This is a genomic window from Dactylosporangium sp. NPDC005555, assembly GCF_040605635.1.
Taxonomy (GTDB): domain Bacteria; phylum Actinomycetota; class Actinomycetes; order Mycobacteriales; family Micromonosporaceae; genus Dactylosporangium.
Genome location: NZ_JBEXDG010000002.1, coordinates 65196 through 78031, shown reverse-complemented (window position 1 = coordinate 78031; position 12836 = coordinate 65196). Strand labels below are relative to the sequence as shown.

Sequence of the window (12836 nt, the reverse complement as noted above, 5' to 3'; positions counted from 1 at the left end):
GCCGGCCGCAGTGCTTCGCCTGGCCGCGGCGCCTCTGCCGGCCGCGGTGCCTCGTCTGGCGGCGGTGCTTCGACTGGCGGCGGTGCTTCGACTGGCGGGCCGGAGAAGACCGGGCCGGAGCTGGCGCGGGCCGCGGTCGAGGCGGCCCTCGCGAAACGGAAGGCGGCGCCGCGCCGCAAAGCCGTCGGGGAACCTGGCGATTCGCGGCGGCGCCGGGGGTACACCGGCCCAGGACCGGACCCGAGAGATCCACAGCCTTTCGGGTCGCTGCTCGAACGGATCATGAAGGCGCGAGGGTGGCATCGCCCGACCGCCGAGGCGACCGTGTTCGGCGAATGGGAGCGGGTCGTCGGCGCCGACGTCGCGGCGCACTGCCGGCCGATCAAGCTGGAGGACGGCGAGCTGACCGTCGAGGCCGAGTCGACCGCGTGGGCGACGCAGCTGCGGATGCTCGCCGGCCGACTGATCGCCCGGATCGCGGGTGAGGTAGGTCACAACGTCGTCAAGAAGCTCCACATCCAGGGGCCGAGCACGCCGTCGTGGAGCCGCGGCCCCCGTCGCGTGCGCGGGCGGGGCCCGCGCGACACATACGGCTAGCTAGAAATCCGCATAGACGGCGAAGCCGCGGTTGGCGCAGCGGCGGTAGAACTTCGCGAGCACGTCGACCTCGGCGATCGTGTAGCTCCACTGCGGCGCGTTGCCGGTGTCGTCGCGCAGCGCGTCGAGGCGGCTCTGCAGCCACCGCAGCTGCTGCTCGGCCAGCCGGGAGCCCTCCAGGGCCCGGCGCAGCACCGTGCTCACGGTCTCGAACGTGATCTCGTCGCCGAACTCCTGGTGGCCGTTGACGAAGCGCTCCAGACCGCCGGCGATCCAGGCGCAGTCGTCCGGGCTGATCACCGGATCCTCGTCCTCGGCGGCCGCATCGGTGGCGAACAGCACGCCGTTGAGCCCGAAGAGCAGGTCGACCAGCTCCGTATATCCGGTGACGCGCACCGTGCCGGTCTTCGCCACATGGTCCGCCAGCGCCGCCGCCGGCCCGGCGTGCAGCGGCAGCTTCTCGGCGAGCCCGGCGAAGTCGACGAACTCAGCCGGCGCCACCGGGTCGTAAAACCGTCCGGTGCGCGGCCACTGCACGGCGACGTTGTCCAACCCCATCGCGGACCCCTCGCTCTCACACACTTACCCCGCCCCGCGGCGGGGAACATACGGCACGAACGGCCGCTTGCGCGACCCCCGCAGGTGCCGAACCCGGGGACAGCATTCCAGCGCTCGCCGTGCCGCCCATCATCGCCCGCCGGAACCCCTCCCGCGTGGGGGGACCTTCAGCCCGTACCGTTCGGGCCGCTACGGGGACTACAGCGCCGTCCCGATGCGAAAATGTCGTACGGGCACAGTAGGATTGCCGCAGGAGCGAAGGCTCTGAGAACCAGCCGACACAACCCGCGTGCACGCGTCCGCGGTGTCGGCCCGCCGGTGGTCGCGGCGCCCGTTCGGTAGGGCGCAGGACACCGGCGTGCCTGCGCCGCGACTGTAGTGCTCGCACGACTCCGCACGAGACCCGGGGCGCCGAGCGGCGCGGCCGGCCAGTGCGAGAAAGCGACCGAGGGTGGCAGTAAACAAGCCCGAGCAGTCCTACGACTCCTCGTCGATCAGCGTGCTCGAGGGGCTCGACGCGGTCCGTAAGCGGCCAGGCATGTACATCGGCTCGACCGGCGAGCGTGGCCTGCACCACCTGGTGTGGGAGGTTGTGGACAACGCCGTCGACGAGGCCCTGGCGGGCTACTGCGACACCATTGAGGTCTCGCTCCTCGATGGTGGCGGGGTGCGGGTCGTGGACAACGGTCGTGGCATCCCGGTCGACATGCACCCGAAGGAGAAGCGGCCGACCGTTGAGGTCGTCCTCACGATGCTGCACGCCGGCGGCAAGTTCGGCGGCGGAGCCTATGCGGTCTCCGGTGGTCTGCACGGCGTCGGCATCTCGGTCGTCAACGCATTGTCCACGCGGATCGACCTGGAGATCCACAAGGACGACTTCGTCTGGCGGCAGACCTATCGCAACACCGTTCCTGACCCGCTGCAGAAGGGTGAGGCGACCGATCGGACGGGCACCAGCGTCACGTTCTGGCCCGATGGCGCGATCTTCGAGACTCTCGATTTCAACTACGAGACGGTCTACCGGCGCATCCAGGAATATGCCTTCCTCAACCGGGCCCTCAAGATCACGCTGCGCGACGAGCGTGCCGACGCCCCGGAAGAGAAGAAGGAGGTTGTCTTCTGCTACGAGCACGGCATCGCCGACTTCGTCCGCCATCTCAACGCGACGAAGACGCCGATCCACCGCTCGGTGGTGGAGTTCGGCGCCGACGGCGATGGCATCTCGGTCGAGATCGCCATGCAGTGGAATGAGTCGTATGGCGAGAGCGTCTACACGTTCGCCAACACGATCAACACGCATGAGGGCGGCACCCACGAGGAGGGCTTCCGCAGCGCGCTGACCTCCGTGGTGAACAAGTACGGCGCGGACAAGAAGTTCCTCAAGGGCGACGAGAAGCTCACCGGTGAGGACATCCGTGAGGGCCTGGCCGCGATCATCTCGATCAAGCTGACCAACCCGCAGTTCGAGGGTCAGACGAAGACCAAGCTCGGCAACACCGAGGCGCGCAGCTTCGTGCAGAAGGTGTGCAACGAGTGGCTGGTCGACTGGTTCGACCGTAACCCGGCCGAGGTCAAAATGATCATCACCAAGGCCTCGCAGGCCGCGCGGGCCCGCCTGGCCGCCTCACAGGCGCGCAAGCTGGCCCGGCGCAAGTCGCTGCTGGAGTCGGGCTCGATGCCCGGCAAGCTGGCCGACTGCCAGTCCAACGACCCCCGGGTCTCCGAGCTGTTCATCGTCGAGGGCGACTCCGCCGGCGGCTCGGCCAAGCAGGGCCGGGACCCGCGGGTCCAGGCGATCCTGCCGATCCGCGGCAAGATCCTCAACGTGGAGAAGGCGCGCATCGACCGCGTCCTGAAGAACAACGAGGTCCAGGCGCTGATCACCGCGCTCGGCACCGGCATCCACGACGAGTTCGACATCGAGAAGCTGCGCTACCACAAGCTGATCCTGATGGCCGACGCCGACGTCGACGGCCAGCACATCCAGACGCTGCTGCTGACGCTGGTGTTCCGGTTCATGCGTCCGCTGATCGAGCTCGGCCACGTGTATCTCGCGGCGCCCCCGCTGTACAAGATCAAGTGGAACAAGAAGGGCGACGACGCGCAGTATGCGTACACCGACCGGGAGCGTGACGGGCTGATCGCGCTGCGCCAGCAGACCAAGCCCAATGCGAAGCCGGATGACATCCAGCGGTTCAAGGGCCTCGGCGAGATGAACTACCCCGAGCTGTGGGAAACCACGATGAACCCGGAGACCCGCATGCTCCGTCAGGTGACATTGGACGACGCTGCAACCGCCGACGAGCTCTTCAGCGTCTTGATGGGCGAAGACGTGGAAGCTCGTCGCTCGTTCATCCAGCGCAACGCCAAAGACGTCCGGTTCCTCGACATCTGACTCGTCGATACTGAGAAAAGGGATAAAGAGTGACGGAACCGACTTCCACCCCGGAGATTCCAGACGAGGGTGGTTCAGCGGTCGCGAGCCGGATCGAACCGATCGGTATCGAAGTCGAGATGGCACGGTCCTATCTCGACTATGCGATGAGCGTCATCGTCGGGCGTGCCCTTCCGGACGTGCGCGACGGCCTCAAGCCAGTTCACCGCAAGATCCTCTACGCGATGTACGACGGCGGCTACCGCCCCGACCGTGGCTATGTGAAGTGCGCCCGCGTCGTCGGCGACGTGATGGGTAACTACCACCCGCACGGCGACGCCTCGATCTACGACGCCATGGTCCGCATGGCGCAGCACTGGTCGCTGCGCTACCCGCTGATCGACGGCAACGGCAACTTCGGCTCGCCGGGCAACGACCCCGCCGCCGCCATGCGGTACACGGAGGCGCGGCTCGACCCGCTCGCCATGGAGATGCTGCGGGACATCGACGAGGACACCGTCGACTTCCAGCCCAACTACGACGGCCGGGCCCAGGAGCCCACGATCCTGCCGTCGCGCATCCCCAACCTGCTCGTCAACGGCAGCACCGGCATCGCCGTCGGCATGGCGACCAACATCCCCCCGCACAACCTGCGGGAGATCGCCCAGGCCGTGCAGTGGTGCCTGGACAACCCCGAGGCCGGCGAGGAAGAGACGCTCGACGAGCTGATCAAGATCGTCAAGGGTCCCGACTTCCCGACCAAGGGCCTCATCGTCGGCACGTCCGCGATCATCGACGCCTACCGGACCGGCCGCGGCTCGATCCGCATGCGGGCCGTCGTCGAGGTCGAGGAGGACACCCGCGGGCGGACCATCCTCGTCGTCACCGAGCTGCCCTATGCGGTCAACCCCGACAACCTGGCCGAGCGCATCGCCGACCTGGTCAAGGAGGGCAAGCTCGCCGGCATCGCCGACATCCGCGAGGAATCCTCCGGCCGCACCGGCATGCGCCTGGTGATCGTGCTCAAGCGTGACGCGGTCGCCAAGGTCGTGCTCAACAACCTGTACAAGCACACGCAGCTGCAGGAGACGTTCGGCGCCAACATGCTGGCGCTGGTCGACGGCGTGCCCCGCACGCTCAACCTCGCGCAGTTCGTGCGGCACTACGTCACGCACCAGATCGAGGTCATCGTCCGGCGCACCGCGTATCGGCTGCGCAAGGCCGAGGAGCGGGCCCACATCCTGCGGGGTCTGGTCAAGGCACTCGACATGCTCGACGAGGTCATCGCACTCATCCGGCGCTCCCCCAGCGCCGAGGAGTCGAAGAACGGCCTCATGAACCTCCTGGACATCGACGACATCCAGGCCACCGCCATCCTCGACATGCAGCTGCGCCGGCTTGCCGCACTGGAGCGCCAGCGCATCTTCGACGAGCTGGCCAAGATCGAGATCGAGATCGCCGACTACAAGGACATCCTGGCGAAGCCGGAACGGCAACGGCAGATCGTCTCCGAGGAGCTCGCCGAGATCGTGGCCCGCCGCGGCGACGAGCGTCGGACCCAGATCATCCCGTTCGACGGCGAGGTCTCCATGGAGGACCTCATCGCGCGCGAGGACGTCGTGGTCACGATCACGCGCACCGGCTATGCGAAGCGCACCAAGGTCGACCTGTACCGCTCGCAGAAGCGCGGCGGGAAGGGCGTCTCCGGCGCGACCCTGCGGCAGGACGACATCGTCAGCCACTTCTTCGTGTGCTCCACGCACGACTGGATGCTGTTCTTCACGAACAAGGGCCGCGTCTACCGGGCGAAAGCCTATGAGCTGCCCGAGGCGAGCCGGGTCGCGAAGGGTCAGCACGTCGCCAACCTGCTGGCGTTCCAGCCCGAAGAACACATCGCCCAGGTGATCGAGATCCCGAACTACCAGGTGTCGCCATACCTGGTGCTCGCCACCAAGGACGGACTGGTCAAGAAGACCAAGCTGGAGGAGTTCGACTCCAACCGGTCCGGCGGGATCATCGGCATCAACCTGCGCGACGAGGACGAACTCGTCGGCGCCGCGCTCCTCGGCCCCGAGGACGACCTTCTCCTGGTGAGTAAGCAGGCGCAGGCGATCCGCTTCACCGCCAACGACGACACTTTGCGCCCCATGGGACGCGCGACGTCGGGGGTGATCGGCATGCGCTTCGCCGAGGGTGATGAACTGCTGGCGATGGAAGTTGTGCGCGAAGGGATGGACCTGGACGTATTGGTCGCCACCGACGGTGGTTTTGCCAAGCGGACGCCCATCGAGGAATATCCGGTGCAGGGGCGCGGCGGCAAGGGCGTCCTCACCGCTAAAATCACTTCTCGGCGTGGCGGCCTGGTGGGCGCCGTGGTGATTGATCCGGATGACGAGCTCTTCGCCATCACCTCAAATGGTGGCGTGATCCGGACTCCGGTGAAGCCTGTACGACGCACGCGGGATCGGAACACAATGGGGGTCAAGCTCATGGACCTGCCGGAGGGTGTGACCATCGTCGCGATCGCCCGTAACGCCGATGAGCCCGACGAACAGGACTAGTTGATGACAGACACACAGGCGAAGTCGGGGACCGCCTCGGCAGCAACCGATGAGGCCAAAGAGGCCGGAGAGGCTGCCATGACGGGATCTGACTCGGGGGCGCCTGCCGCCGGCGGTGACGCCGGCGTGGTCAACGGGACCAGCACGCCCGGTGAGACGACCATCGGCGGCACGCCGAAGTTCCAGCGTGCCCCGGGCATGGCGCCGCCGCCCGACTCGTTGACGGTGCCGATCCAGGCGCCGCCGTCGGTCGCGAAGGGCAAGGCGGGGGTCGTGACGCCCCCGCCCGTGACGCTGGGCTCGGCCGCGCCCACCAGCGGCGCGGCCACCGGCACGGCCAGCGTCGCCGTCGCGCGCGCTTCCGTGCGCCCGACCAACGCGGGCGCCACCCAGGCGCTGAACACGCCCGCGGCCGCGCCGGCGGTGAGCGGCTCCGCCCGCGTCACCGAGGCCGTCCGGGCCGCCCGCAAGACGGTCAGCTCCGCGGTCGGCCGCGGCCCGCGCCGGGCCCGGCTGCACCTCAAGCGCATCGACCCGTGGTCTGTGATGAAGTTCGCGTTCGCGGTCTCGTTCGTGCTGTTCGTCGTCGTGATCGTCGCCACGTCGGTGCTCTACCTGGCCCTCGACGCGATGGACGTCTTCAACAGCGTCAACAAGGCCCTCTCCGACATCGTCAGCTCCACCGGCGGTCAGGCCAACAGCACCTTCCGCATCACCGCGAAGGGCGTCATCGGCGGCGCCGCCCTGCTCGGCGTGGTCAACGTGGTCCTCTTCACCGCGCTGGCCACCCTGGGCTCCTTCATCTACAACGTCTGCGCCGACCTGGTCGGCGGCATCGAACTGACGCTGGCGGAGAAGGACTGAAACGTCTCCCCGGTTCCCCCACGGCGCGCCATGGGGGAACCGGTTTGAGGCTTGGGTGTGCGGTGCGGTAACCTTCATCGTCGCGCTGATACGCCGCTTTGGCGGGGATCGGTGTAGCGGGGCTATAGCTCAGTCGGTTAGAGCGCAGAGCTGATAACTCTGAGGTCGCTGGTTCGATTCCAGCTAGCCCCACATGTGGAAAAAGGTGCTCCTGGTGGTCGCAGTCGTCGGTGCCGCCGCCTACGTCGCCAAGCGCGTGAAGACCGCGAGCGAAGAGCGCGCACTCTGGCACGAGGCGACCACCGCCCCGGACCTGCGCTAGTCACAAACCCGAGGGAGTTCCCCTCGCCCGGGGGCGTAGCTCAACTGGCAGAGCACCGCCTTTGCAAGGCGGGGGTTAGGGGTTCGAGTCCCCTCGCTTCCACCAATTGGCTCACCCTGTTCGCAGCCCTGATGGGCTGCTCCCCGTGGTGGTGTCAGCATTCCTCGCGCGGCCCGGAGGGCCGCTCGCCAGTGGGGGAGCTTTGCTCCACCCACGCCCCCCTCAAGACCGCAATGGGCTGGTCTTGTCTGGCGGCTCGTATGCGTATCGCATCGCATCGAAGTTGTTGCCGCCGTGGCGCTTCTCCCGCTGTGCGATTCCAATTGGTCCAGGGTTCGGGCCATCGATCCGGCGGTCTGGTGCGGGAAGCTTGCATCGCTGGCGCCGCCGCCGCCTGGATTCTTTTGTTTCACGTGCAACATAATCCGGGCGGGCGTTGAGGTGGGTCAGCCGGCGAGCAGCTCAGGTGAGGACGCGGGACGCCGCGCGGGCACGAGTGGTCAGGGCGCCTGCCAGGAGCGCCAGCATCAAGGATGCGATCAGGCGGACGCCGACGATGTGGGGGCCGTGGTAGCCCAGGTGCCAGGTGATCGCCGCGCCGGCGCAGAACACCACGGCTGCGGCCAGCCAGAATCGGGCCGGCGAGAGCGGAACCGCCGGAGAAGGACCGTGCCACGTGCGTAGGAGGTGGCGGCTTCCCACGTACCAGAGGAGCAAGGGCATCGCGAGCAACGAGGCATAGTCGCTGGTCTGGCGGATCTCCCACCACGAGTCGACAGGGCCGGGGTGGGTGACGAGGTCCCACAGCAGGTGGCTCGCGACGCCGATCATGGCCGAGGTCACGGTGATCCACCACCGATGGCGGACCCGGCCGAGCACTCCGTATTCACCGATCCAGGCACCGAGACCGGCGAGGTGCGCGGCGACCGCCGGTGCGCCCAGGCGGAGCAGCAACGTGATGAGCAGCGCGACCGGCACGCTCCACCAGAGCGCGCCCAGCAGGTGCCCGGTCGTGTACCCCCACTCGTGCACGGCGTGCCGCGGCGGCAACGTGGTGATGCGGTCGAACAGGTACGCGGTGTCGGGGGCGGCGGCGCCGGCGACCAGGGCCACTCCGTCGAACCATCGCGGGCGCCATAGCTTCAACGGCAGCACGGCGAGCGGGTGCGTCGGGAGGGTCGATGGCACGGTGGCGATCATGCCAGGCGGTCAGGAGTCTCCGCGGACGAGACCGAGGACGCGGGCCGGGCCGTCGCTGCCTGCCGGAACGTTGACGACGCCAGTGACGATGGCGGCGCCCGGCGGCCGGGAGGACGGCCAGGTTGGTGAGGGCCGGCGCCCCGGTCGATGCGGCCACCTGCTCGCGCAGGGCATGCAGGGCGTCGGCCGGAAACCTGGCTCTTTGCCGACGCCGGACGGGCCCGTCAGGACAGTGACCCGGGCAGGCCGGCCGCGCACCGCGGCAGGAAGCCGGGAGAGACTGGGGGTATGACCACCATCTACGTTCCCTACCACCTGGACGAGCGGCTGGACGGGCTGGTCGACGAGCCGGCGGACGTGACCGTCACCGTCGACCTCCCCGAGGATGGTGATGTCTGGGGGCGGTTGGCGGTGCTGTACGACCGCCTCGCCGACGAGGTCCGCGGGGCCGAGGCGCCCGTGGTCATCTCCGGGGACTGCACGACGGCGCTGGGGACGGTTGCCGGCCTGCAGCGGCGCGGCGAGGACCCGGCGGTCGTGTGGTTCGACGCGCACGGCGATGTGCAGACGCTGGAGACGACGACCTCGGGGTACATCGGCGGGATGCCGTTGCGGATTCTGGTGGGGTACCGGCCGGAGCTCATCGCCGACCGGCTCGGCCTGCGAGCGCTGCCGGAGGAGCGGGCGGTGCTCGTCGACGCCCGGGATCTCGACCCGGCCGAGGCCGATTACCTGCGGGGGTCCGGGATTCGCCAGTACCAGCTGCAAAACCTCGAACTGCCGGACGGTCCCTTGCTGGTCCACGTGGACCTCGACGTCGTGGACGCGGTCGAACTGCCGGGGCTCCTCTTCCCGGTGCCGGGCGGACCGTCGCTGGGCGCGGTGCTGGCGAAGGTGGAGGAGATCATCGCGACGGGAAGGGTCGTCGCGGTGGATCTGGCGTGCACCTGGCGGCCCGGAAACGGCGCCGAAGCGCGGGCCTTCGTCCAAACCGTCTGCAAAGCATTCCGAAAGGATCCGAACAGCTTTCGGACTCAACGTGATCATTGAAGTGCGGAGTGTACTCGTGTCCGGCGAACTCGTGTGACGAATACCCGAACGCGGGACCCATTTAGCGGGTATCTAGGGAATATTGGTACCCGTGAGAGGACGGCACGCAGCGGCGGACCTGAGAAGTAACGGGTTCGTCGCACTCGCGGCCGGCATGATCCTTCCCCTCGTCGTCATCGGTGCCGTGTATACGGGCTATCAGGTGATGTCGTCGAGCGGGTGCTCGGGCACGGTGCGGCTTTCGGTCGCGGCGAGTCCGGAGATCGCGCCGGCCATCAAGGATGCCGCGGCCCGGTGGATCAAGACCGAGCCGCGGGTCGACAACGAGTGTGTCGCGGTCGATGTGGTCGCCGTGGATTCCTCCGAGGTCGCGTCGGCGATCGTCGGCGAGCACGGCGTCAAGATCAACACACTCGGACAGGCCGACGGCAAGACGCAGGTGCCGCACGTGTGGATCCCGGACTCCTCGATCTGGCTCCAGCGCATGCGCGCCGCCCGCGAGGACCTGGTGCCGCAGGCCGCGCCGTCGCTGGCCCGCAGCCCGATAGTGCTGGCGGTGCCGGAGCCGACGGCGAAGTCACTCGGCTGGCTGGAGAACAAGCTCACCTGGAAGCAGGTCCTGCAGCAGATCGTCGGCGACACCCGGATCACGCCGGGCATCGTCGACCCCAACCGTGATGCCGTCGGCATCTCCACGATGGTGGCGATGGCGTCGGTACGAGATCAGTTCGGACCCGAGGGCGACGCGCTGACGGTCGGTGCGATCAAGGCGCTCACCAGCGGCAAGTCGGAGCAGCAATCAGGGCTGATGGCGCGGTTCCCGCGGGACGCCGACCCCCGGACGCTGTCCACCGCGGTGACGCTGGCGCCGCTGTCGGAGCAGGCGTTGCACGCGTACAACGGGACCGGGCCGGCCGTCCCGCTCATCGCGGTCTATCCGGATCCGGCGCCGATCGCGCTGGACTATCCGTTCGCCGCGATGCCCCGCCTGTCGCCCAACCGCGCCGCCGCCGCGGAGCAGTTCCGGACCGTGCTCGCCGGCGCCGACTTCCGCAACCTGCTGTCGTCGCACCAGCTCCGCGCGAACGACGGCACCGTCGGCGCCAACATGACCCTCGGCCCGAGCGCGTCGAGCGGTGGGAAGGTCACTCCGGTGCCCGACCCGAAGGTCATCAACATGGCACTGCAGATGTGGATCGAGATCACCCAGCCGTCGCGGATGCTGGCGGTCGTCGACGTCTCCTCGGCGATGAAGACGACCGTCCAGTCCGCCGGCGGGCTGAGCAAGCAGCAGATCGCCGTCCAGGCCGCGCTGGGGGGCCTGGACATGTTCCCGGAGAGCTGGGCGGTCGGGCTCTGGTCCTTCTCCACGGGTCACCAGCAGCTGGTGCCGATCGGCCCGCTGAACGCGCAACGCGACCAGCTCCGCGGCGCCCTGGGCGGGATGAAGCCCAACCCCAAGGGCGGCAGCGGCCTCTATGACACGGTCCTGGCCGCGTACCAGACGGTGCAGCAGGGCTGGGACCCGACCCGGGGCAACTCGGTCGTGGTCATCACCGGCGGCCGCAACAACAGCCCGGGCGGCACGTCGCTCGACACGCTCGTCGGCTCGTTGAAGAAGGCGGAGATCAAGGACCAGCCGGTGCAGATCATCATCATCGGCGTCGGCTCCGAAGTGAACCAGGGCGAAATGCAGAAGATCGTCGACGCCACCGGCGGCGCCGTCTTCGTCGCCCAGGACCCGTCGAAGATCGGAGACATTTTCATGAAGGCGCTCGCCCTGGACGACGGCCGTTGATCGGCAAGCTCGAAACCGTCCCGGCCCTGTCCGCCCTTGAGCTGCTGGCCGCTCCCGTCGCCGCAGCCCTGCACGACCCGGCCGTCCTGGTCGCCCCGATCGACCCCACCCTCGCCGACACCGCGGAGTTCTGCGCCGCGTACGACGTCGGCCTGGAGCAGTCCGCCAACTGTGTCGTCATCTCCGGCAAACGCGACGGCGTGACCCGCTACGCGGCCTGCGTGATCCTCGCGACCACCCGCGCCGACGTCAACGGCGTGGCCCGCAAGCGCCTCGACGTCCGCAAGGCCAGCTTCGCCCCGATGGACGACGCCGTCTCGCTGACCGGCATGGAGTACGGCGGCATCACCCCCATCGGCCTGCCCGCCGACTGGCCGGTCCTCATCGACTCCCGTGTCGTCGACGTCCCCTGGGCCATCATCGGCAGCGGCCTGCGCCGCAGCAAGATCCTCCTCCCGGGCGCCGCCCTCGCCCGGCTCCCCACCGCCGAGGTCATCCCCGACCTGGCCCGCTGACCCGCGAAGGCACGCGGGAGCCCGCGGGTGACGACCACCGATGTTGCACGTGAAACCGGCGCGACCCGGAACTCTAGGACCGCCTGCTCGGCGAGTTCCCGACGTGGATCCCGGAAGTCAGAAGGCTAGGCATCCTTCGATGAGCGGACCTGGCGCTGCAGGCGGTTCAGGATGGCGGTGCCGCCCCGGACGCGCAGCGGGCTGATCGCCGTGGCCAGGCCCATGCGCTGATACAGGTCAGACGGCACGGCCAACACTTCGGCGGCGGTGGCACCTTCGAGGCCTTCGCTCAGGATGCCCGCGAAGGCGCGGGTCGTCGGCGCCTCGGGCGGGCAGTCGAAGTAGAGCTCGACCTGGTCCGAAGGTGTCACCACCGCCTTCAGGAAGAACGGTGTCTGGCATTCGGGCACCTGCTCCATGCCCTCGTGGCCGTCGAACGACGCGGGCAGGGGGCGGACCGCGTCGGCGAACTCGAGCAGCATCTCCAACACCAGGTCGCGCGGCGCGGAGGCGAACTCGCCGACGATGGTGGCCAGCTTTTCAGGCATTTCCATGCCCCAAATCTAGTTGTTGGGTTCGGCCCTGCTGATGCCGCCGAGGACGGAGTCGGGGTCGATCTCCTCGGCCAGGTCGCCGATGGACACGATCCCGACCAGGCCCTGGGTGTCGTCGCAGACGAGGACCCGGCGCACGGCCTGGTCGCGCATGAGCAGGGCGGCGGTGTGGATGGAGTCGTCGGGGCGGACCGTGACGAGGTCGCGGGTGACGATCTCGCCGATGGTGGTGGCGGCTGGGTCACAGCGTTCCGCGACGGCGCGCACGACGATGTCCCGGTCGGTGACCACGCCGGTGAGACCAGGGCCGTCCGCCACCACGACGTCGCCGATGTCCTGCTCGCGCATGGTGCGGGCGGCCTCCGCGAGGGTGGTCTCGCTCGGGAGATACACCACATTGGTGGTCATCACGTCACGGACGGTTTGCATCGTCATGGTCATCC

Annotated in this window: 12 protein-coding genes and 2 tRNA genes; 10 read left to right on the top strand and 4 right to left on the bottom strand. The window is 68.5% G+C overall.

The features are described from left to right. Positions 1 to 120 precede the first annotated feature (120 nt). Positions 121 to 597, top strand: a complete 477-nt coding sequence (locus ABZS58_RS02990; protein WP_354777418.1) for a DciA family protein — start codon at positions 121 to 123, stop codon at positions 595 to 597. On the opposite strand, the gene ABZS58_RS02985 is transcribed toward ABZS58_RS02990, so the two are convergent. Next, complete coding sequence (locus ABZS58_RS02985) at positions 598 to 1155, bottom strand: hypothetical protein (RefSeq protein WP_354776951.1); 558 nt, start codon at positions 1153 to 1155, stop codon at positions 598 to 600. A gap of 451 nt (positions 1156 to 1606) precedes the next feature. On the opposite strand from ABZS58_RS02985, the gene gyrB reads away from it, so the two are divergent. The 6 genes from gyrB to ABZS58_RS02955 all read left to right on the top strand — a co-directional run bounded on the left by gyrB (position 1607) and on the right by ABZS58_RS02955 (position 7381). Then, positions 1607 to 3550 carry a DNA topoisomerase (ATP-hydrolyzing) subunit B gene (gene gyrB, locus ABZS58_RS02980; RefSeq protein WP_354776949.1) on the top strand — a complete coding sequence of 648 codons (1944 nt, stop codon included), beginning with the start codon at positions 1607 to 1609 and terminating at the stop codon, positions 3548 to 3550. Between the two features lie 29 nt (positions 3551 to 3579). Beyond that, the gene (gene gyrA / locus ABZS58_RS02975) at positions 3580 to 6090 is read left to right on the top strand and encodes a DNA gyrase subunit A (protein WP_354776947.1); all 2511 of its coding nucleotides are present in this window, start codon (positions 3580 to 3582) and stop codon (positions 6088 to 6090) included. 3 nt (positions 6091 to 6093) lie between these two features. After that, positions 6094 to 6954 carry a DUF3566 domain-containing protein gene (locus ABZS58_RS02970; RefSeq protein ID WP_354776945.1) on the top strand — a complete coding sequence of 287 codons (861 nt, stop codon included), beginning with the start codon at positions 6094 to 6096 and terminating at the stop codon, positions 6952 to 6954. Positions 6955 to 7072: 118 nt separating this feature from the next. After that, a tRNA-Ile gene (locus ABZS58_RS02965) sits at positions 7073 to 7146 on the top strand. 1 nt (position 7147) lies between these two features. After that, the gene (locus tag ABZS58_RS02960) at positions 7148 to 7276 is read left to right on the top strand and encodes a DLW-39 family protein (protein WP_239136238.1); all 129 of its coding nucleotides are present in this window, start codon (positions 7148 to 7150) and stop codon (positions 7274 to 7276) included. A 29-nt stretch (positions 7277 to 7305) separates the two neighbouring features. Beyond that, positions 7306 to 7381, top strand: a tRNA-Ala gene (locus ABZS58_RS02955). A 357-nt stretch (positions 7382 to 7738) separates the two neighbouring features. Here ABZS58_RS02955 and ABZS58_RS02950 read toward each other — a convergent pair. Further along, on the bottom strand, positions 7739 to 8464 hold the full coding sequence (locus tag ABZS58_RS02950; RefSeq protein ID WP_354776943.1) for a DUF4184 family protein: 726 nt from the start codon (positions 8462 to 8464) through the stop codon (positions 7739 to 7741). 369 nt (positions 8465 to 8833) lie between these two features. On the opposite strand from ABZS58_RS02950, the gene ABZS58_RS02945 reads away from it, so the two are divergent. The 3 genes from ABZS58_RS02945 (at position 8834) to ABZS58_RS02935 (ending at position 11839) form a co-directional block, all read left to right on the top strand. After that, positions 8834 to 9526, top strand: a complete 693-nt coding sequence (locus tag ABZS58_RS02945) for an arginase family protein (RefSeq protein WP_354776941.1) — start codon at positions 8834 to 8836, stop codon at positions 9524 to 9526. Between the two features lie 91 nt (positions 9527 to 9617). Then, positions 9618 to 11324, top strand: a complete 1707-nt coding sequence (locus ABZS58_RS02940; protein WP_354776939.1) for a substrate-binding domain-containing protein — start codon at positions 9618 to 9620, stop codon at positions 11322 to 11324. Next, a complete protein-coding gene (locus tag ABZS58_RS02935; protein ID WP_354777416.1) occupies positions 11324 to 11839 on the top strand; it encodes a YbaK/EbsC family protein in 516 nt (171 codons plus the stop codon). The genes ABZS58_RS02940 and ABZS58_RS02935 overlap by 1 nt, the downstream gene beginning before the upstream one ends. 125 nt (positions 11840 to 11964) lie before the next feature. On the opposite strand, the gene ABZS58_RS02930 is transcribed toward ABZS58_RS02935, so the two are convergent. Together ABZS58_RS02930 and ABZS58_RS02925 are read right to left on the bottom strand one after the other, a co-directional pair. Beyond that, on the bottom strand, positions 11965 to 12393 hold the full coding sequence (locus ABZS58_RS02930) for a SufE family protein (RefSeq protein WP_354776937.1): 429 nt from the start codon (positions 12391 to 12393) through the stop codon (positions 11965 to 11967). A gap of 9 nt (positions 12394 to 12402) precedes the next feature. Beyond that, entirely contained in the window at positions 12403 to 12828 is a 426-nt protein-coding gene (locus tag ABZS58_RS02925; RefSeq protein ID WP_354776935.1) for a CBS domain-containing protein, read from the bottom strand. Positions 12829 to 12836: the final 8 nt, after the last annotated feature.